The following is a 19,944-nucleotide window of genomic DNA, read 5'->3' as shown; positions in this document are numbered from 1 at the left end:
CGACGGACGAGCATTAAATAGTGTATAGCTTTTAAATGAAGCTATATTTTAAGCACTTCCTTTGCTTGAGGAGGTGAAAAGCATGATTAAAAAGAGAAAAAAACCTGTGCTCTCTCCTGTTGGCGACTTTCAAAATCCTTTTGGTGATGAAGTGGTTCAAATGGAAGAGGTAACAGAAACGAACGCGATGACTGATGAAAATGGCGATCAATTGTGGGTACGTAGGGTTTCATGTGCTCCGCCGATTTTTGGAAGAAACTAAATAAAAAACGATTCATCCGATGTTCAACCTTCTCAAACTGAACGTGATGTCCTCGTATAGAACCCCTTTGACTTTATTTTTGGACAAGTCAGAGGGGTTTTTGATTTCTGAAAAAGGTCAGGTACAGTTTCGGTTCCCGAAACTGTACAATCGATATACCTTATGGGGTATAAAATTTGTGCAATCCAAAAGTTTAAGCTGTTTATCCAGAAGTTTTCCCTGTTTATCCACGAATTTTAGCCTTCAATCCCTTTATCCACGAGTTTACAATCCTCGACATCGCTCGCACTCCCTATACCATCACATACCCCCTACAAACACAAAAAAAGCCCTGCAACTCTCTATAAAGAGAGCTACAGGGCTTAATCATATTAACGTTTTGTTGCTATGTCGATACGGTTCATTGCGCGTTTAAGCGCAAACTCCGCACGAGCTGCATCTAGGTTGTCTTGTTTGTTGCTTGCAAGACGCTGTTCGGCACGCTCTTTTGCTGCACGTGCACGATCTACTTCGATGTCGCCAGCGATCTCAGCAGCTTCGGCTAAAATCGTGACTTTTTCAGGTCGCACTTCAATAAATCCACCGCTAACGGCCACATATTGTGTTTTCCCATCAACGTCGTGAACACGCACGGCGCTGATCGTTAAAGGAGCTACAAGAGGGATATGGCCTGGAAGAATTCCAAGCTCCCCACTTTTTGCTTTCGCGCTGACCATTTTCGCATTTCCTTCAAACACAGGACCATCAGGGGTTACTACGCTGACTTGAATGGTTTTCATCCAATCTTACCCCTTTCAGGCATTAGGCCAAAGTTTTTGCTTTTTCAATAGCATCCTCAATAGAGCCTACGAGATGGAACGCTGATTCCGGAAGATCATCGTATTTTCCTTCAAGGATTTCTTTGAATCCACGAACTGTTTCTTTAACAGGAACGTATGAACCTTTTTGTCCTGTAAATTGTTCTGCAACGTGGAAGTTTTGAGATAAGAAGAACTGGATACGACGCGCACGGTGTACAACTAGCTTGTCGTCTTCAGAAAGCTCGTCCATACCAAGGATTGCGATGATATCTTGAAGCTCTTTATAACGCTGTAAAGTCGCCTGTACTTTACGAGCTACTTCGTAATGCTCTTCTCCAACGATCTCAGGAGAAAGTGCACGTGAAGTTGAAGCTAGTGGATCTACCGCTGGATAGATACCCATAGCTGTAAGTTTACGCTCAAGGTTTGTTGTTGCATCTAAGTGGGCGAACGCTGTAGCTGGAGCCGGATCCGTATAGTCATCGGCAGGTACATAGATCGCTTGGATAGATGTTACAGAACCTTTTTTCGTAGATGTGATACGCTCTTGTAATTGACCCATCTCAGTTGCAAGAGTTGGCTGGTAACCTACCGCTGATGGCATACGGCCAAGAAGGGCAGATACTTCAGAACCTGCTTGCGTGAAACGGAAGATGTTATCTACGAAGAAAAGAACGTCTTGTCCTTGCTCGTCACGGAAGAATTCAGCCATTGTCAAACCAGAAAGAGCGATACGTGCACGTGCTCCAGGTGGCTCGTTCATCTGTCCGAATACCATTGCCGTTTTCTTGATAACACCAGAGTCACTCATCTCGTGGAAAAGGTCATTTCCTTCACGAGTACGCTCACCAACACCTGCGAATACGGAGATACCACCGTGTTCTTGTGCGATGTTGTTGATAAGCTCCTGGATAAGAACTGTTTTACCTACACCCGCACCACCGAAAAGACCGATTTTTCCACCTTTTACGTATGGAGCGATAAGGTCAACTACTTTAATCCCTGTTTCAAGGATCTCCGTTTTTGTTGTTAATTCTTCAAAAGAAGGTGCTGAACGGTGGATCGGGTCACGGCGAACATCTGCCGGTACTGCCTCACCAAGGTCAATGTGATCACCTGTTACGTTAAATACACGTCCAAGAGTTGCTTCACCTACTGGTACAGAGATCGGCTTACCTGAGTCAGCGATTTCCATTCCACGAACAAGACCATCCGTTGAATCCATTGCGATTGTACGAACCATGTTATCACCAAGGTGAAGTGCTACTTCTAGTGTTAAGTCAACACCCTCAGCGCTAACAGTTAAAGCGTTAAGCAATTCTGGAAGCTGGCCTTCGAACTTAACGTCAACGACCGGTCCAAGAATTTGAGTAATATAGCCTTTATTCATCGGTTTCCCTCCTATCTTACTTTGCAAAATAGCTGCTAGAATCACTTATAAAAGTCTATTCTAGAGCTGCTACACCGCCGACGATTTCCGTAATTTCCTGAGTGATGGCTGCTTGACGCTCACGGTTGTACGAGAGGTTCAATTGGCCGATCAGTTCATTAGCGTTATCCGTTGCATTTCTCATCGCAGTCATACGAGAAGCATGCTCGGCTGCTTTCGCATCAAGTAAAGCACCATAAATCAAGCTCTCCGCATATTGAGGAAGAAGCACTTCAAGGATCTCGTCCTCTGATGGTTCATACTCATAGGAAGATTTTGATTTTGTTGCAGCGATATCTGTTAACGGAAGAAGCTTCTTCTCCGTCAGATCGCTCTGAATGGCACTTACAAAATGGTTGTAATACATGTAAAGCTCATCAAATGTTCCGTCCGCATAAAGACCGACTGCCTTTGATGCGATTGCCTTGATCTCAGCAAAGGATGGCTGGTCTGCCACGCCTGTGATGCTGTCCAAGATCGACATCTTACGGCTTTTGAAAAAGTTCACACCAACTTTACCGATCACGATCAATGCATACTCATCTGCTGATTTGTGACGCTCTTGAATCGTACGGTATACGTGGCGCAAAATATTCGAGTTATAAGCTCCTGCTAATCCACGGTCAGCTGTAACGACGAAGTAACCCGTCTTCTTCACTGGACGTGTTAAAAGCATAGAGTGTTTCGCGTTGCTTCCAGATGCGATGCTTCCTACCACTTCTTGGATCTTGTCCACGTAAGGGCCGAAAGATTTCGCATTTTGCTCAGCGCGGTTTAGCTTTGCAGCTGAAACCATCTCCATCGCTTTTGTGATCTGCATGGTCTTTTTAGTGGAGTCTATACGTGCTTTAATATCTTTTAATGCCATTCATTTTCACCACCTTTATTGGTAGTTTAAAAATCGGTTAACCTCATTTTAAACATAGTAAGCTGGTTGCAAGGCGCAGCTCATCACTGCAACTGCACCTCTGCTTTTAAAGTCTATATATCTTACGCGAATGTCTTTTTGAATGCTTTGATCGCTTCGTCTAGGCTGTCACCTTCAGGAAGTTTACCAGTCGTTTTGATTGCATCAAGAACGTCTTTAGAGTTAGCTTCCATGTGAGCGTAAAGCGCTTCTTCAAAGCGGTTTACATCTTCAACAGCTACATCATCGATGTAACCACGAGTCAATGCATAAAGGATTGCAACTTGGTGCTCAACTTTTAGTGGCTTGTGAAGTCCTTGCTTAAGTACTTCAACTGTACGTGCACCACGGTTAAGTTTTGCTTGAGTCGCTTTATCAAGGTCAGATCCGAACTGAGCGAATGCTTCTAGTTCACGGTATGAAGCAAGATCTAGACGAAGTGTACCAGATACTTTGCTCATCGCTTTGATCTGAGCTGCTCCCCCTACACGAGAAACGGAGATACCTGCGTTGATCGCCGGACGAACACCGGAGAAGAACAAGTCAGATTGTAAGAAGATCTGTCCGTCTGTGATAGAGATAACGTTTGTTGGAATATAAGCAGATACGTCAGATGCTTGCGTTTCAATGAACGGAAGCGCTGTGATGGATCCGCCACCTAGCTCGTCATTCAGCTTCGCTGCACGCTCTAACAGACGTGAGTGAAGGTAGAATACGTCCCCTGGGTAAGCTTCGCGGCCTGGAGGACGACGAAGTAGCAAGGAAAGCTCACGGTATGCAGCAGCTTGCTTAGAAAGATCATCATAGATGATCAATACGTGCTTGCCAGCCCACATGAATTCTTCAGCCATAGATACCCCAGCATAAGGAGCTAGGAACAACATTGGTGCAGGTTGAGAAGCAGATGCTGATACAACGATTGTGTAATCAAGTGCTCCGTGTGCACGAAGTGTTTCTACTACGCCCGCAACTGTTGATTCTTTTTGACCGATCGCTACATAGATACAGATCATATCTTGATCTTTTTGGTTAAGGATCGTATCGATCGCTACAGCTGTTTTACCTGTTTGACGGTCACCGATGATAAGCTCACGTTGTCCGCGTCCGATTGGCACAAGTGCGTCAATCGCTTTAATACCTGTTTGAAGCGGCTCATGTACAGATTTACGAGCCATTACGCCTGGAGCTTTTTGCTCGATAGGACGTGTTTTTGTAGTCGCAATTGGACCTTTGCCATCGATAGGCTGTCCAAGAGGGTTAACTACACGACCTAAAAGCTCTTCACCTACAGGAACTTCCATGATGCGTCCTGTACGTTTTACTTCGTCACCTTCACGAATTTCTTGGTAAGGCCCAAGAATGATGATACCTACGTTGTTTTCTTCAAGGTTTTGGGCCATACCCATTACACCGTTAGAAAATTCAACTAGCTCACCAGCCATTACGTTATCTAATCCATGGGCACGGGCAATACCGTCACCGACCTGGATAACTGTACCCACATCATTAACTTCGATCTCAGATTGATAGTTTTCAATCTGTTTTTTAATTAAAGCACTGATTTCTTCAGCTTTAATGCTCATGAATTTCACCCCTATCCTCTCAGCTTCCGTTAGAAGCTAATTGACGTTCCATTCGATTCAACTTTCCGCTGATGCTTCCGTCAAAAATACGGTTGCCAATGCGGATCTTAATTCCTCCAACAAGAGAAGAATCTACAATATTATTAATGCGCAACGCTCTTTTGCCGACTCGGGCAGCAAACGTTTGCTCCAACTTCTGTATCTCTGAGTCTGATAAAGGACGTACAGAATATACATTTGCGTCGGCAATGCCTTGTGCTTCATTTGCTAATTCAATGAACTGCGCTGCCATCTCTGTGATGTATGTGTAACGGTTACGGTCTACCATCAGATAGATCGTGTTCATTACAGCGGTAGAAAGTTCAGCTCCAACGCTCTCTTTGATCAAAGATTTCTTTTGATCCTTCGATACTTTTGGATGTGATAGAACTTTTTGAAGCTCTTTGTTAAGCTCCAGTACGTTCTTCACAAGACGCAATTCTGAAACTGTATCTTCAAGTTTCGTAACACCAACTACTTCAAAAAGTGCTAATGCATAACGTTTTGCTACGATTGCTTGATCTTTGCTCATCGAGACTCGCCTACCTCTTGAAGGTATTCGTTAATAAGCTTCTCCTGAGAGCTCTCATCAAGTTCTTTTGCAATAACTTTAGAAGCGATCTTAACGGATAGAGCAGCAACTTCTTGACGAAGTGTAGCAACTGCTTTTTCTTTTTCAGAAGCGATCTCAGCTAATGCAGCTTCTTTCACACGCTCAGCTTCATCACGAGATGCTTTAATGATTGCTTCACCTTGTGCTTCGCCTTGCTTTTTAGCATTGTCGATAATAGACTTTGCTTCTTCTTTCGCTTTCTTTAACTCAGCAACTTGAGACTCAAGATAGCTCTTAGCTTCTTGACGGGATTTTTCAGCCGCATCAATTTCGCTGTTGATATGTGATTGGCGCTCCTTCATGATTCCCATTAACGGGCCCCATGCGAATTTACGCAATAATACTAGTAGGATTAAAAATGCAGCTAATTGGTAAAGAATATCACCTGTGTTCAGGCCTTCACCTGCAGCAGCACCTAGAATTAAGTTTTGCACACCATTTCCTCCCTTCAATCAATCATACATAAGGAATGGCGAAGGGTAGTCCCTATAGGGAAACTTGCTTCGCCATTATAGAAATCGTAATAAACAGTGGTTGTTTTAAGGATTAAGAACCAAGCGCGATGAACGCGATAACCACACCGATGATTGGAAGTGCCTCAACTAATGCAACCCCGATGAACATTGTTGTTTGAAGAGTACCACGTAGTTCTGGTTGACGAGCGATCCCCTCAACTGTACGTCCTACGATTAAACCGTTACCAATACCAGCACCAAGTGCCGCTAGACCTACCGCGATTGCAGCTGCAATAAGATTCATGATAAAATTTCTCCCTTCTGAATTCCCTTAAAGTTTTTATGAAAATGGGCTTCTTATTATAGAAGCTTGATATTTCCTGAAGATTAGTGATCGTGACTTACTTTATGTGCCAAGTAAACCATTGTTAGCATCGTGAAGATAAATGCTTGGATTGCACCAACGAATACTGAGAAGCCTTGCCACACGATTAATGGGAAGATTCCAAGTACGCCAGCAAAAATACCCATCTTAGTCAAACCTACCAATAGACCTAAAAGCATCTCACCTGCGAAGATGTTACCGTAAAGACGAAGACCAAGCGTTAATGTGTTCGCAAACTCTTCAATAATCTTTAGTGGGAACAAGAACTTCATCGGCTTGAAGAATTCAGCTCCATATTCCTTGAACCCTTTCATTCTCACACCGTAATAGTGTGATAGCGCCACTACCATAACTGCTAGAGTCAAAGTAATAGTTGGGTCTGCAGTAGGGGATTTCCACCATAGATTATGGTCGACTACTACTGCAAAAGGTAATCCCAGCATGTTGGCAACGAAAATATACATGATTAATGTAAGTCCTAAAGCTAAAAAGCGTCCGCCCGTATGCCAATCCATTGTGCTGTTGATGATTCCTTTTACGAAATCGACTACCCATTCAAGGAAGTTTTGCATTCCTCCTGGTCGCATTGACAGGGTTCGAGTAGCGAGTACCGCAATAAGGAAAACAATAACGGATGAAACTGTGATCATTAGTACGTTTGACAGGTTAAACGTCAAACCTAGAAAATCAGCTGTAACTGCACCATGTTCCACCTATGTTCACCTCTTTTCCTTTGGAGTACGTGTAACTTGAGTTAGTGAATCTATTAACATGATAATGTAGACTGACATCAATCCCACTACCACACTTAATAAATGAAAATGTTCCGGGTATTTCATCGCGATGAGCACCGCTAACCCTGCAAAGAGGAGCCTTGAAAGTGAACCGAGTGTTTTCACTCTTTTCTGCTGAATCACTGCTTGTCCCATGCGGTCAATCTTTGAATACATGCTCCAAAGATTGTAGAGGCTAAAAGCAGTTCCTAGAGCTAGTCCTAAAAAGATAGCTTTGTAAGGAGTGACAGCATAACCGACGAAAAAAAGAGAGAGAAGATACAATGTGTACTTTATGTATTTGAAAAACACCGATTTGTACTCATTCATCATTGCCCGTCCCCTGAAAACTTCGATATTAAGCGGATCATCCCGTAAACACCTGTTCCAAGACCTAGAAACAACCCGATGATAAGGAAGATTGGAAATTCATTGCCGACTTTCTCGTCCAGCCATTTCCCTCCAAAAAGTCCAACTAAGATACATCCAACAAGCTGAGAAAGAATGCCAGACATTAAAGCCATCGCTTTATAAGGGCGTTTCCCGTTGCTCATATCGTATGGACTCCTTCCTTCTGGAAATTTGGTAATAATTTTCTTGAAAACCCTTGTAAACACAAGAATGTAAACCTTACCATATTCCCTTTGTAAGAATACAATAGTGCCATTTCTATGTCAACGACTTCCGGGACGGTTTATTAAATAAATTGTGGAAATTTTGTGGCTTGTTTCAATGGTTTATTATTCACTTTGTTTACTACTTCTGCCTGCACTTTCCATATTCCTGAATAAATCACCCTATTTGATAAATACTTACATTAAATATATGGAAGGAGCTTGTTCGACATGAAACAAAAATTAATTATTTTCTTCGCGTTGACTGGAATTTTAGTGGCTGGCGGCTGCATGAACAATGACAAAAAGCCTACAGAAGAATCTACAGATATGAGAAATAATGTGGAAAAAGATCGTACCAAGCCATTGAACGTTCAGTATAATGACCAGACCCCGTCAGAAGATTTAAATTCATCTGTGACACAAAAAGACTATGCAAAATGGGGCAAGATGGCTCTGGCTGAGACGAGGAAAAAATATCCGAACAGCAGAGTAAGTGATTATCAGTACGATACACGGAACATCAGTCCGGACGGCACAATCTCGGATTACTTTGACTTCACGTTGTATCAACAAGATAAGATGCACCTTGTAAAAGTAGGCGTAATGCATGATGACAACAAGCTTATAGATATGAAGTTCGAGGAAATGAATTAAATAAGCGTTATGTGCAGGCTGACGGATGTCAGCCTTCTTTTTTCGGTTTTACGGTACGTGTTCTTTTATTTATTACACGTTCGCGCACTAGACCATGAGTTTCGCTCAGTTTGATCTCCGTTTCGCTCAATGTAGTCTGGTTTTCGCTCAGGATTACTTGCGTTTCGCTCACAACGAAGATTTAATCCTTTTACGAACAAAAAAACTGCCCCGAAAGAGGGTTTACACCCGCGATCAAGTCAGTTTTTTATTTACTGCTTATTTAGTTCCGAATAAACGGTCTCCAGCATCGCCTAGACCTGGAACGATGTAGCCGTGGTCATTTAATTTTTCATCAAGTGCTGCTAAGAAAATATCAACGTCTGGGTGCTCGTCTTGAATTACTTTAATACCTTCTGGAGCTGCTACTAAACACATAAGCTTAATGTTTTTCGCGCCGCGCTTCTTGATTGATTCAATCGCTGCTGCTGCAGATCCACCTGTAGCAAGCATCGGGTCAATCACGATAAAATCACGCTCTTCTACATCAGAAGGAAGCTTCACATAGTATTCGATCGGTGTTAGTGTTTCAGGATCACGGTAAAGCCCAACATGTCCAACTTTTGCTGCTGGAATAAGTTTAAGGATTCCGTCTACCATTCCAAGCCCTGCACGAAGGATCGGTACTAGCCCTAGTTTTTTCCCAGCGATCGTTTTCATAGTCGCTTCAGCAACCGGCGTTTTCACCGTTACCTCTTGCAATGGAAGATCACGTGTAATTTCAAAAGCCATAAGCCCCGCTACTTCATCAACAAGCTCACGAAATTCTTTCGTACCCGTACGTTCGTCACGGATGTATGTTAATTTATGCTGAATTAACGGATGATCAAGGACATATACCTCACTCATGTTTTAAGCACCTCTCCTTATGTAACATTTATTTTCGTTCAAAAAGCATCTCTAGCATTGTACAGAAAAACAACCTTCACTTCAAGGGAAATCAGCATAGAAACGATAGTTTTCTGCCTCCAAATTTTACATATAAACTCCTCTACTACTATTCCCTGAATTTAGAGGTGAAATCCTGAAAACTTTCGCTAAGCATCCTGCCTTATAGTACTCAAATAAACTTTACTGTCCGCTTTTCCTGTTTTACTGTCGACTTCTTCAAAAATACTGTCCACTTTTCGTATTTTACTGTCCACTTCGGCATAAATACTGTCCACTTTCCGCTTTTTACTGTCCACTTCGTTTTCAGCACGCCAAAAAACACCCACATGAATGGATGCTTTTGGGTAATGATCTACTCAGCTGCTTTCAACTCTGTATAAATAACCAATCTCTCTTCATGTGTCCCTTCATCACGATTAAAGTTACCCGTACACGTGATTAGGTTAAGCTTGCTGCCGTATGAATAGTCGAATATTTTATCAACTGGTGCTGTTTTTCTGTTGTATTTTTCTTTATCAGTTACTACAAAGGTGAACGTCTTCCCATCTTGATCCTTAACGATAACTTCATCACCAGCTTCAAGGTCTTCAAGCTTATAAAACACAGCTGGACCTGACTTACTGTCTACATGGCCTGCCATTACCGCGTTTCCTGGAGATCCCGGTTTCACCCCGTCGCTGAACCAGCCTACGGTATCCATTCCTTTTGGAACACCCATCTGACCGTTGTCTAGTCTGCCTACCTTCTCGATTTCGGTATTGATTTTTAATGATGGTATTTCAATCGTTGTTGGAACAATTCCTTCTGTATCTGCTTTTAATTTTAACCCTTCAGGTGGTGTTAGTTCAGTTGATGAAGATTTTACTTCTTTCTCTTGTTCTTGACCTTCTTTAATCGTTTCACTAGATTCAGAAGCTTTATTATTCTTCGTATCTTCTGGAGCCGAACAACCGGTTATTAATAGTCCAATGAGCAATAGACCACCAAGCACCTTCTTCATAAAAACCTTCCTCTCCATCTCAAATAGATAAAAAAGATGGAGGACATGTTTGCTGCCCTCCACTCTTTACTCTTAAGAATGGTTCGTTGCTTTTCTACGAAGAATCATTGCTGTTGTTGCAGAAGCTAAGATCAATCCGAACAAGCTCCAAAGAATAGCATCGTTTGTTGATTGGCTCATTCCGCCCATACCTGTTTTCGGCATATCAGATGGCTTTTGACCAGCAAACTTATCTGGGAACTGATCAACGATCGCACCTGATAGAGATTGTCCTACTCCAAACATGTGAGCATAAGCTTCAGAGATATTTTTGTAGGCATCAGGATAATCTTTACCCGTATAACTGTTGAAAGCTGCTAGTAACTGGTCAACGTGTACTTTTAATCCTTCTTCTAAGTCAGCTGCTTTTAGTCGTCCTTCTGTTGCTGTGTCTAGGAATTTTGCTTGTTCCATACGGTACTCATCGAGTTCAGCGATCGCTTGCTTTTTGCCATCTTCATTCTTTTCTGCTGTAGCTGTTACATAGTCAACGAAGTAACCGATGTGGCTGCTCCAGATTTCTTTAAATTGCGCTGCACCCTCAGCACCATATACAGATTCTACAGCTGCTGTGATGTCATCTGTGTTTTCGTTCAATTCAGCTGCCGCTGCTTCAAAGTCTTTAGCGCCATCAATTCCTTTTTGCATTGTTAATGCTGCTAATGCTGCATGGGCTGAGAACACACTGTTCAAATCAGCACGAAGATCAGCTGCAGGTGTATCTACTGATTTGTTTTCAAACTTGTCAGGGAACTGATCCGTGATCGCCCATGAAAGACCCTTACCTGTCATAAACATGTGGTGCATCGCTTCTGAAATGTTGTCATACGCTTTGTCATAATCACCAGTTCTATAACTTTCAAACGCCCAGATCAATTGGTCCACGTGTACTTTCAAACCTTCTTCTAAATCAGCAGCTTTTAATCTTCCTTCTGTTGCTTTATCTAAGAAATCAGCTTGTGTTACACGATATTTATCCAATTCAGCGAGTGCTTGTTTTCTGCCTTCTTCATTATTTTCAGCAGTTGCTGTTACATAGTCTACGAAATAGCCGATGTGGCTGCTCCAGATTTCTTTGAACTGCGCTCCAGCTTCTTCACCATAAACAGATCCAACCGCTTTAGACAGTGCCTCAGTATTTTGGTTCAGCTGTCCAGCCGCTGCTTCAAAGTCTTCTTTTCCGTCAATTCCTTTTTGCATCGCTACTACAGCTAAGAATGCATGCTCTGAAAGAAGAGTATCCAATGAAGCGCGAAGATCGATTGCCGGGTTAGATACTTCAGCAGACATTGGTCCTTTGCTATGATTTTCATGACCATGTGCATTTGCTACTGAGAATGTAGGTATTAATAAAGAAACACTTAACGGTACGGCTAAAAGTGCTTTTTTCATTTTCATTTGAAATCTCTCCTTTTTTGTTTATTGCATTAAGCTAACGAAGAGATTTTTATATTGGATCACTCTTAATTAAAATTTTTTTGGGATTATGTCGAAATAAAAAAAGTATCGGCTAATATAAGTCCAATACTTTTTCATAAGTTTAACCTTCTATTATTCCGCTTTTCCGCTCCACTTAAAGAACACAGACGACAACACGATTGAAACCAGAGCAATAGAGCTTAGCACCAAAACAGGTGTCCAGTTTTCCCAAAGTGGAGATGTGTTCCATGTTGCACGCAGCAGCTCGATCACATAATAAAGTGGTAAAATCTTTGCAATATATTGCAGAACGTCAGGCATCATCTCTAACGGGAATGTGGCTCCTGATAAAAACAGCATAAGGTTTAGAAAAAGCGAGCTGATCGCTGCTGCTGTTCCTACGTTTTTCGCTAGGGATGTTAAGAAGAGTGCGAACGGAAAGAAGGCAAGGATGCTTAGCAACAAAGCGACTAGCGTACTTCCTAAATAGACAGGGGCATGAAGGTCAAACATGAGCGTTCCGAACACCACAAGAACAACTGCTGAAAAACTAAAAATCACCGTTCCTTGAATCGTGTGAGCAAAGAGAATCTTCCATGGAGCGAGCGGTGTTGATTGATATCTGCGAAGAACTCCAGTTTCCCTGTATCCTGTGAGGACCGTCCCCAATGTAAAAAAGGCGGTTGTTACGATATTTACCCCAATCCATGAGGGGATATAAAGACTCGCAAATGAGAAGCCTTCGGGAGCTTGGTTTTCAAACATCGAACCGAACAACCAAATCATGAGCACGGGGAACAGAAACGTCCAAAACACCTGCAGCTTATCTCGAAAAAACATCTTCGTCTCAAGCAGTGTTAGTTGCCATAGGGCTGTCATGCAGATTCCCCTCCTTTTAGATAGTGAACGAACAAGTCATCGAGTGTGCCTCTCTCAAATTTGTAATCCGAGATATGATAGTTTTCTTCATGTGCTGTTTTAAATAAGAAATAAGAGCAAGATTGAAGATCTTCGGCATAAAGCTTGAACGCATCTAGCTCTTTATCATGTTCCACCTCTATGACACCGGCAATCTGATGAAGTAGAGTGACAGGAAAATCGGGACTTCGGAAACTGATGAAGTGAGAAGAGATATCTTCTACTAACCGGCTCGGTTCATCTAAAGCACGCAGTTCACCGTTGTAAATCATCGCCACCCTGTCACACAGTTTTTCCGCTTCCTCCATGTAATGTGTGGTTACTACAATCGTTGTGCCTCGATCTCTCAACGAACGAATAATGTTCCACATCTCACGCCTCGCATGCGGATCGAGTCCCATGCTCGGCTCGTCTAAAAAGATGATTTCGGGCTCATGTAAAGTAGCTAGGGCCAATGTTAATCGCTGCTTTTGTCCACCGGAAAGATCATCAAAGTATGTATCCATCTTCTCCTCTAAACCGAGCAGCTTCAGCATCTCATCGCCTGTATGGCTTTTATTGTAGATCGCTGCAAATAACTTCAGCGCCTCTTTTACTTTCATCTTCTTTTGAATAGAAGTTGCCTGAAACTGAACACCAATCCTGTGGTTCAACACCTTCCGATCTTTTTCCGGATTCATGCCTAAAATAGACACTTCACCGCTATCCTTTTTCCGAAGACCTTCCATGATCTCGATCGTGGTCGTCTTTCCAGCTCCGTTCGGTCCGATAATGCCAAAAATTTCACCCTTTTTAACAGAGAAAGAAAGATTGTTAACTGCTTTTTTTGTTCCGTAGGACTTCATAAGTGAGCGTACTATAATTACGTCTTCCACGTTATCACTCCTTTACCTTAATTTTACATTACGAGTATAACTAACAATAGTTTCATCCTATTGCAAATCAAGCAAAATCATGAGTAAAAAAAAGAAAACCCCTCTGCTGGCAGAAGGGTCTTCATCATATCTATCTTATTCGTACAACTTATATTTTCCTGCTAGCTTCTCAACGCGTGATTCAGCATCCTTCAACACCGATTCGTCCTCGATGTTTTTCAATACAGACGCCATGATAGACGCGATCTCGTCCATATCTTCTTCAACAAAACCACGTGATGTAACAGCAGCTGTTCCGATACGGATACCGCTCGTTACGAACGGGCTTTCTTTATCAAACGGAATCGTGTTCTTATTAACCGTGATTCCGATATCATCTAATGCTTTTTCAGCCACTTTTCCTGTTAGTGCAAGTTCACTCACATTGATCAGAATCAAGTGATTGTCTGTACCATCAGAAACGATAGTAATGCCTTCTTTTTTCAAAGATTCTGCTAAGCGCTTCGCGTTCTTCACGATCTGCTCTGCGTAGCTCTTGAACTCATCTGTTAACACTTCACCGAACGATACCGCTTTTGCTGCGATAACATGCATCAAAGGACCACCTTGGATGCCTGGGAAGATCGATTTATCAATTTTTTTCGCGAATTCTTCTTTACAAAGAATCATACCGCCACGAGGGCCGCGAAGTGTTTTATGTGTAGTCGTTGTTACAAAATCTGCATAAGGAACTGGATTTTGGTGAAGGCCTGCTGCCACTAAACCTGCGATATGGGCCATATCCACCATAAGGTAAGCTTCAACTTCATCAGCGATCTCGCGGAACTTTGCAAAATCAATCGCACGCGGATACGCGCTCGCTCCAGCTACAATTAGCTTCGGACGGTGCTCTAGTGCTTTTTGACGAACATCTTCGTAATCGATAACATTCTTCTCTGCATCTACGCCATATTCCACAAAGTTATATTGAATGCCAGAAAAGTTAACGGCACTTCCGTGTGTTAAGTGACCGCCATGAGAAAGGTTCATACCTAGAACGGTGTCGCCTTGCTCGAGAATCGTAAAGTATACAGCCATGTTTGCTTGTGCACCTGAGTGAGGTTGAACGTTAGCATGCTCAGCACCAAAGATTTGCTTGGCGCGGTCTCTTGCTAAATTTTCAACAACATCCACATGTTCACATCCGCCATAATAGCGTTTGGACGGGTAGCCTTCTGCATATTTATTCGTAAGTACAGAGCCTTGCGCTTCCATTACGGCTTGACTTACAAAGTTTTCAGAAGCAATCAATTCAATTTTCGTACGCTGGCGGTGCAATTCATCCATGATGGATTGGTAGACTTCTTGATCAGCTGTTTTCAAATGGTTCAATTTCGCTTCCCCCTTACCTTATGTGAAAAATAATTATGATTGTAACATACCCCTCTATCTTACACGTTAAAGCTTTAAGTTGTAAGAGGAAATGCACAAGTGTGAAAATTCATTTTATTTGATAGGGATGAACATGGTATGATGATACATAATAGAGAGAAAGAGCTATTTATAAGGGGTGTTATCAACATGATGAAGAAGTGGTTTGGAGCGAGTCTCCTTATTTTTGTACTAGCTTTGGCTGGCTGTAGCGAAGAAAAAGCAAAGCCTGAAGCAAAGGAAAAAGTAGAAACACGAGATAACGAAGATCAAAGCACAACGGATGATCTTGCTGGTCAACAAGCTGAGATCATTAAGAACATGGAAGAAAAAGCCGTTCAGTTAGATCCAAAAGCACTTGAAGCAGACCCAAAAGCGTACGAAGAAAAAATCGTTAAAGCGACTGGAAAAGTGCTAACGGATAATGAAAAAGGAATGGGCGGAAGCTTTGAGTTCCAAGTTGGAGAAACAAAATTTAGAGTGATGAACTTTACGATGGGCAGCGGCTTTGAAAAGGGTTCTGAGGTCACAGTATTCGGAAACGTTAAGACAGGTAAGGATGCTAAGACCGGACTTCCGCTGATCAACGCGACATATATCAACTAAGAAACAAAGAGCGGAATCATTCTCCGCTCTCTTTTTTATGTTTATTTTGAAAATCATGAAGGGCTTTATATTGCGTCTGCATCGTGTCAGATAGAGATTGATAAAGTTGAAACAGCTCTTCGTAGATTGTCTTGTGATCAGGATTAGGCGTGACTTCTTCGTACTGCTTCGTCTCAACAGGCGCTTCTTCTAGCATTTTTGTTTCACCGATCGCGAATCGGCCGAGCAAGACCGCTCCTAAGCACGAGCTCTCCGTATGTTCAGGTATACTCACTTTCGTTTGAAAAATATCTGCTACTATCTGTTTCCAAAGCGGCGAGTTCGTAAAGCCTCCAGTTGCAAAGATCTTCACTTCCATGTCTGCCACTTGACCTTTTATTAGTGAGTACACGCTGAATAAGTTAAGAATCGTCCCTTCAAGCACAGCCCGCACCATATGATTATGATTATGGCGAAGTGTTAGACCAATAAACGATGCTTTTGCCTGTGCATCCCATAATGGTGCTCGTTCTCCTGTCAGATAAGGCAGGAATACTAAGCCTTCTGCACCAGGCTGTATCTGTTCGGCATCTCTAGACAGCTTTTCATGGACCGCACTGTCACTGTCTTTTTGCAAGATATCATGAATCCATTGAAACGCGATTCCACCGTTGTTCACTGGTCCGCCTGATACCCAATGATTTTCCGTGAGCGGATAACAGAACGTGCGGCCATCTGTATCAAGTATTGGTGTAGCTGAGGTAGTTCGAATCGCACCGCTCGTACCTATCGTTACCGCAACATCTCCAGGTGAGATCGCGCCGACACCAAGGTTAGACAACGGACCGTCCGTTGCACCAATCACCACTTTTACAGAGGAATCGAGACCCGATTTCTTCGTGAGAACGTCAGATAATTGCTCCCAATAATACGTGGATGGTTGCAATGTCGGAAGTTTTTCTGGAGTGACATCTGCAAGTTTCAACGCTTCTTCATCCCACGTTTTTGTATGCATGTTCCAAAGGCCTGTCGCTGCGGCTGATGCGTGATCTGTCTTCCACTCACCGAACCAACGGAACAGTATGTAATCTTTTATGCCAACAAATCTTGCTGCTTTCTGAAAAATATCGGGACGATCATTTTTTAACCACTGCAATTTAAAAAGAGGTGTCATCGGATGCTGCGGGACACCGGTCCGTTTATAAAGTTCAACTGCTTCATCACCGTAATCTGATTTATAAGCTGCTACGTATGGTTCACTTCGAATATCAGCCCATGTGATGCTGTTTGTAAGGGGTGTCCCATCAGAATCCACTGCAATTAATGAATGCATGGCTGTGCTAAAAGAAATGAAGCCGATTCTTTCCGCGAGATCTCCACTTTTTCGCACTGTTTCTCTTAGCGATTCATTCACTGCTTCATAAATTTCATCCGGCTTCTGCTCTGCAGCTCCTGGTTCTTCCGACAGCAACGGGTAATTTTTTGAATGATGTGCGACAGCCGCTCCTTTTTCATCAAAAAGAACAACCTTCGTACTTGTTGTACCAATATCTATTCCGATCGCATAATTTCTCAAGATCTCTTTCTCCTTTCACATAAAAAAGGAAGCAAACATAGTATGCCCTTCCTAAACAATGCCCGATTCTACTTTGACTCATTCATCATACTATTCAGACCAGAAAGAATCACTTAATATAGATGTAAAATGAATGGTTCTTTTGTTAAGGAAACCAGATTAGAGGAGATGGATAACGATGACTAGTTTTAGAGTTCGCCCTGTTATAGTAGATGATTTAGAACAGTTGAAGTGTCTGATGCATCGTTACATTGTTGATTTTTATAAAGGAAAAACTCCTGAGGGATCAAAGTTGGAGGATCATATCAAGCATCTGCTTACTTCAGATGAAGCAGGAACTCAATTTGTTGCTGAGACAGAGGATGGCCGATTAGCGGGATTCGCAACCCTCTACTTTTCGTTCAGTACGACCCGGCTGCAGAAGATCGCCATATTGAACGATCTTTTTGTAGATGCTGAATTCCGTGGTGCTGGTTTAGGAGAAAAACTGTTTTTGCATGTGCTGGAATACACGAAAAAGGAAGGCTACGCGTACATGTCTTGGCAAACCGCGATTGATAATACATCCGCTCAAGCACTTTACAAGAAGATGGGCGGAAAAAACATCAATTCAGAGTGGATTCATTACGAGATTGAACACAACTAATAAGAATGAATCCACGAGTTTTGGCTTGGAATCCACAAGTTTGGGTGTTTTATCCACGAGTTTTGCCTCTGAATCCAAAAGTTTTGGTAGTTTATCCGCGAGTCTACAGTCCTCGACACATAACGACAACACGTCATCGTTGCAAGGCACGACCACAATAGAAAAAAGCCCTCACTAGGAGGGCTTTCCACGGATTAAAAACACCGTATGTCTTCTTTACTCGGATACACCGCGCGTTCGCCGCCGATCAACTTCGGACGTGTCTTTGCCAACGTCACGTGTGCGGCGCCGACCTTTTTCACTTCACTGCGAACCGGCACGGCTACATGCTTTAAGTGCATACCGATAAAGGTGTCACCGATGTCGATGCCTGCGTCGGCTTTTATATATTCAACGATCACGGGTTCATTCATATGGTGGTAAGCATGTGTTGCCAACGCACCTCCAGCTGATCGCGCTGGAACGACCCGCACTTCTTCATAGCCTCGTCGTTCTGCTTCTTCGCGCTCGATGACAAGCGCACGGTTCAAGTGTTCACAGCATTGCACGGCTAGTGCCACGCCTGTTTCCTCTTGAAACGCTAAGATACCACGGTAAAGTGCACCCGCTGTATCCATCGTGCCTGATGTGCCAATTCGTTCACCAATTACTTCGCTCGTGCTTGCGCCTACTACTAATAATTGTGAAGGTCTTAATTGTGCATGCTTTTGCAGATCTTGCAAAACATTCAGGACTTGGTCTTGAATTTGTTGGAGCTCATCGCTCATGAGATGGTCTTCCCTTCATTTTATAGGTTTATAGCTTTTTTGCTATTGGCCTTCATATTGAGAGATTTTATCTACACGGCGACCGTGACGTCCGCCTTCATATTCTGTCGTCAGCCATACTTTTGCGATTTCGAGTGCGAGACCCGGCCCGATGACACGTTCACCCATTGCAAGTACATTGCTGTCATTATGCTGTCTTGTAGCTTTTGCGCTGAATAGATCATGAACAAGCGCACAGCGGATTCCTTTGACTTTGTTCGCTGCGATGCTCATTCCAATGCCCGTACCGCAGATTAGAATTCCGCGATCAGCTTCACCGTTGGCTACTTTTTCTGCTACAGGAATCGCATAGTCTGGATAGTCTACAGATGTGTCGCATTCACAGCCGACATCCTCCACTTGCATACCCAGCTCTTCAATCATGCTGATTATTTCTTTTCTTAATTCAACTCCGGCGTGATCTGATCCAATTGCTACTTTCATGTTGTGTGCACCTGCTCTCTCATACTTTTTTTCATTATATGCTGTCCCCATTCCCTATTCAATGTCACTCCTAGGCAATTTAGGACAGCCTTACCTCATTTTGTCTTACTACTTCTTGCTATCGTCTTTTTTCATTAGTTTTTCAATAAGCGCTTCAATCTCATCTCTTGTTTCTTGGTAAAGATGAAGCGGTCCACCGAAAGGATCTGTAATGTCTATAGAAGGTACTTCACTTTCTAGCTTCATCCTTCTTTCAACGAGCGGCCTAACTTCCCTTTCAAACGCCTGTCTCACTTCTTCATCTGCAGAATCCTTTGACATGTATTGAAGCTTCAGCATCTCGATCTCTGTGTAGAGCTCATAGATCTCTTCAATCTTCTTCTGCTCATCGTCGTCAAGAACATACTCTTTTAATGTGTACGTCTTATTCACCGCATCTGGCCAACGTCCGACGAGCGCATGCTTGTGGCTCTCGGTCATCGTTAAGATAAGATCTGCCCACTCAATCAAATAATCGGACACGCCTTGTGACTGATGACTTTCTTTAATACTTCTTTCTGAAAGAGCTTGTGTCGCGTTCGAACTCATCACGGCACCGTTTCCAGCAAATACACCAGCTGATTTAACGTTGAACTTACCTTTTCCTTTTTTGCGTAAAATGGCCTCAGCCATCGGGCTGCGACACGTATTGCCTGTACAAATAAATAAAACATTCATGGTGAATTCACCTCATATTCTATCTTTCCCTATTTTTCTATAGGTTAACGCTCTTATTAGTA

At 42.7% G+C, this 19,944-nt stretch carries 24 protein-coding genes; 4 read left to right on the top strand and 20 right to left on the bottom strand.

The annotated features are described in order from the left end of the window. Nucleotides 1-82 precede the first annotated feature (82 nt). A complete protein-coding gene (locus IHV10_RS08650) occupies nucleotides 83-262 on the top strand; it encodes a hypothetical protein (RefSeq protein ID WP_197128306.1) in 180 nt (59 codons plus the stop codon). Nucleotides 263-633: 371 nt separating this feature from the next. Here IHV10_RS08650 and IHV10_RS08645 read toward each other — a convergent pair whose 3' ends face one another. From IHV10_RS08645 to IHV10_RS08600, 10 genes are all read right to left on the bottom strand, one after another. Next, nucleotides 634-1,041 carry a F0F1 ATP synthase subunit epsilon gene (locus IHV10_RS08645; protein ID WP_066398933.1) on the bottom strand — a complete coding sequence of 136 codons (408 nt, stop codon included), beginning with the start codon at nucleotides 1,039-1,041 and terminating at the stop codon, nucleotides 634-636. A 22-nt stretch (nucleotides 1,042-1,063) separates the two neighbouring features. After that, on the bottom strand, nucleotides 1,064-2,452 hold the full coding sequence (atpD, locus tag IHV10_RS08640; RefSeq protein ID WP_066398935.1) for a F0F1 ATP synthase subunit beta: 1,389 nt from the start codon (nucleotides 2,450-2,452) through the stop codon (nucleotides 1,064-1,066). A 55-nt stretch (nucleotides 2,453-2,507) separates the two neighbouring features. Beyond that, a complete protein-coding gene (atpG, locus tag IHV10_RS08635; protein WP_066398937.1) occupies nucleotides 2,508-3,359 on the bottom strand; it encodes an ATP synthase F1 subunit gamma in 852 nt (283 codons plus the stop codon). A gap of 122 nt (nucleotides 3,360-3,481) precedes the next feature. Further along, the gene (gene atpA / locus IHV10_RS08630) at nucleotides 3,482-4,981 is read right to left on the bottom strand and encodes a F0F1 ATP synthase subunit alpha (protein WP_066398939.1); all 1,500 of its coding nucleotides are present in this window, start codon (nucleotides 4,979-4,981) and stop codon (nucleotides 3,482-3,484) included. A 19-nt stretch (nucleotides 4,982-5,000) separates the two neighbouring features. After that, the gene (locus IHV10_RS08625) at nucleotides 5,001-5,552 is read right to left on the bottom strand and encodes a F0F1 ATP synthase subunit delta (RefSeq protein ID WP_197128305.1); all 552 of its coding nucleotides are present in this window, start codon (nucleotides 5,550-5,552) and stop codon (nucleotides 5,001-5,003) included. Further along, on the bottom strand, nucleotides 5,549-6,067 hold the full coding sequence (gene atpF, locus IHV10_RS08620) for a F0F1 ATP synthase subunit B (RefSeq protein WP_197128304.1): 519 nt from the start codon (nucleotides 6,065-6,067) through the stop codon (nucleotides 5,549-5,551). The genes IHV10_RS08625 and atpF overlap by 4 nt, the downstream gene beginning before the upstream one ends. Before the next feature lie 112 nt (nucleotides 6,068-6,179). Then, nucleotides 6,180-6,392 (bottom strand): F0F1 ATP synthase subunit C, encoded by a 213-nt coding sequence (atpE, locus tag IHV10_RS08615; protein WP_066244772.1) that lies wholly within the window; start codon nucleotides 6,390-6,392, stop codon nucleotides 6,180-6,182. Between the two features lie 83 nt (nucleotides 6,393-6,475). Beyond that, on the bottom strand, nucleotides 6,476-7,186 hold the full coding sequence (atpB, locus tag IHV10_RS08610; protein WP_197128303.1) for a F0F1 ATP synthase subunit A: 711 nt from the start codon (nucleotides 7,184-7,186) through the stop codon (nucleotides 6,476-6,478). Nucleotides 7,187-7,192: 6 nt separating this feature from the next. After that, complete coding sequence (locus tag IHV10_RS08605; protein ID WP_144696912.1) at nucleotides 7,193-7,579, bottom strand: ATP synthase subunit I; 387 nt, start codon at nucleotides 7,577-7,579, stop codon at nucleotides 7,193-7,195. Further along, nucleotides 7,576-7,800: an AtpZ/AtpI family protein gene (locus IHV10_RS08600; protein ID WP_066244770.1), complete on the bottom strand. Its 225-nt coding sequence runs from the start codon at nucleotides 7,798-7,800 to the stop codon at nucleotides 7,576-7,578. The genes IHV10_RS08605 and IHV10_RS08600 overlap by 4 nt, the downstream gene beginning before the upstream one ends. Before the next feature lie 291 nt (nucleotides 7,801-8,091). Between IHV10_RS08600 and IHV10_RS08595 the strand changes: the two genes are divergently transcribed. Then, nucleotides 8,092-8,517 (top strand): DUF3889 domain-containing protein, encoded by a 426-nt coding sequence (locus IHV10_RS08595; protein ID WP_197128302.1) that lies wholly within the window; start codon nucleotides 8,092-8,094, stop codon nucleotides 8,515-8,517. 258 nt (nucleotides 8,518-8,775) lie between these two features. Here the strand turns inward: IHV10_RS08595 and upp are convergent, their stop codons facing one another. From upp to glyA, 6 genes are all read right to left on the bottom strand, one after another. Next, nucleotides 8,776-9,405, bottom strand: a complete 630-nt coding sequence (gene upp, locus IHV10_RS08590) for a uracil phosphoribosyltransferase (protein WP_137791119.1) — start codon at nucleotides 9,403-9,405, stop codon at nucleotides 8,776-8,778. Between the two features lie 394 nt (nucleotides 9,406-9,799). Continuing rightward, nucleotides 9,800-10,447, bottom strand: coding sequence for a class F sortase (locus tag IHV10_RS08585; RefSeq protein ID WP_197128301.1), 648 nt, complete (start codon nucleotides 10,445-10,447; stop codon nucleotides 9,800-9,802). Between the two features lie 72 nt (nucleotides 10,448-10,519). Further along, nucleotides 10,520-11,884 (bottom strand): copper amine oxidase, encoded by a 1,365-nt coding sequence (locus IHV10_RS08580; RefSeq protein ID WP_197128300.1) that lies wholly within the window; start codon nucleotides 11,882-11,884, stop codon nucleotides 10,520-10,522. Between the two features lie 153 nt (nucleotides 11,885-12,037). Continuing rightward, on the bottom strand, nucleotides 12,038-12,784 hold the full coding sequence (locus IHV10_RS08575) for an ABC transporter permease (protein WP_197128299.1): 747 nt from the start codon (nucleotides 12,782-12,784) through the stop codon (nucleotides 12,038-12,040). Then, nucleotides 12,781-13,698, bottom strand: coding sequence for an ABC transporter ATP-binding protein (locus tag IHV10_RS08570; RefSeq protein WP_197128298.1), 918 nt, complete (start codon nucleotides 13,696-13,698; stop codon nucleotides 12,781-12,783). The genes IHV10_RS08575 and IHV10_RS08570 overlap by 4 nt, the downstream gene beginning before the upstream one ends. Before the next feature lie 135 nt (nucleotides 13,699-13,833). After that, the gene (gene glyA, locus IHV10_RS08565) at nucleotides 13,834-15,069 is read right to left on the bottom strand and encodes a serine hydroxymethyltransferase (protein ID WP_197128297.1); all 1,236 of its coding nucleotides are present in this window, start codon (nucleotides 15,067-15,069) and stop codon (nucleotides 13,834-13,836) included. A 189-nt stretch (nucleotides 15,070-15,258) separates the two neighbouring features. Here glyA and IHV10_RS08560 point away from each other — a divergent pair, with 189 nt between their 5' ends. Continuing rightward, complete coding sequence (locus IHV10_RS08560; protein WP_197128296.1) at nucleotides 15,259-15,714, top strand: hypothetical protein; 456 nt, start codon at nucleotides 15,259-15,261, stop codon at nucleotides 15,712-15,714. 16 nt (nucleotides 15,715-15,730) lie between these two features. On the opposite strand, the gene IHV10_RS08555 is transcribed toward IHV10_RS08560, so the two are convergent. Beyond that, complete coding sequence (locus IHV10_RS08555; RefSeq protein WP_231619485.1) at nucleotides 15,731-17,269, bottom strand: gluconokinase; 1,539 nt, start codon at nucleotides 17,267-17,269, stop codon at nucleotides 15,731-15,733. 178 nt (nucleotides 17,270-17,447) lie between these two features. On the opposite strand from IHV10_RS08555, the gene IHV10_RS08550 reads away from it, so the two are divergent. Then, complete coding sequence (locus IHV10_RS08550; RefSeq protein ID WP_197128295.1) at nucleotides 17,448-17,915, top strand: GNAT family N-acetyltransferase; 468 nt, start codon at nucleotides 17,448-17,450, stop codon at nucleotides 17,913-17,915. Between the two features lie 194 nt (nucleotides 17,916-18,109). Here the strand turns inward: IHV10_RS08550 and IHV10_RS08545 are convergent, their stop codons facing one another. The 3 genes from IHV10_RS08545 to IHV10_RS08535 form a co-directional block, all read right to left on the bottom strand. Beyond that, nucleotides 18,110-18,682, bottom strand: coding sequence for a TIGR01440 family protein (locus IHV10_RS08545; protein ID WP_197128294.1), 573 nt, complete (start codon nucleotides 18,680-18,682; stop codon nucleotides 18,110-18,112). 42 nt (nucleotides 18,683-18,724) lie between these two features. Then, a complete protein-coding gene (gene rpiB / locus IHV10_RS08540; protein ID WP_066398975.1) occupies nucleotides 18,725-19,165 on the bottom strand; it encodes a ribose 5-phosphate isomerase B in 441 nt (146 codons plus the stop codon). 108 nt (nucleotides 19,166-19,273) lie between these two features. Further along, nucleotides 19,274-19,882 carry a low molecular weight protein arginine phosphatase gene (locus IHV10_RS08535; protein ID WP_197128293.1) on the bottom strand — a complete coding sequence of 203 codons (609 nt, stop codon included), beginning with the start codon at nucleotides 19,880-19,882 and terminating at the stop codon, nucleotides 19,274-19,276. Between the last annotated feature and the right edge of the window lie 62 nt (nucleotides 19,883-19,944).

Source organism: Fictibacillus sp. 5RED26 (genome assembly GCF_015903895.1).
Taxonomy (GTDB): domain Bacteria; phylum Bacillota; class Bacilli; order Bacillales; family Fictibacillaceae; genus Fictibacillus; species Fictibacillus phosphorivorans.
The sequence above is the reverse complement of the archived record's forward strand: the minus strand, read 5'-3'. Positions and strand labels throughout refer to the sequence as shown.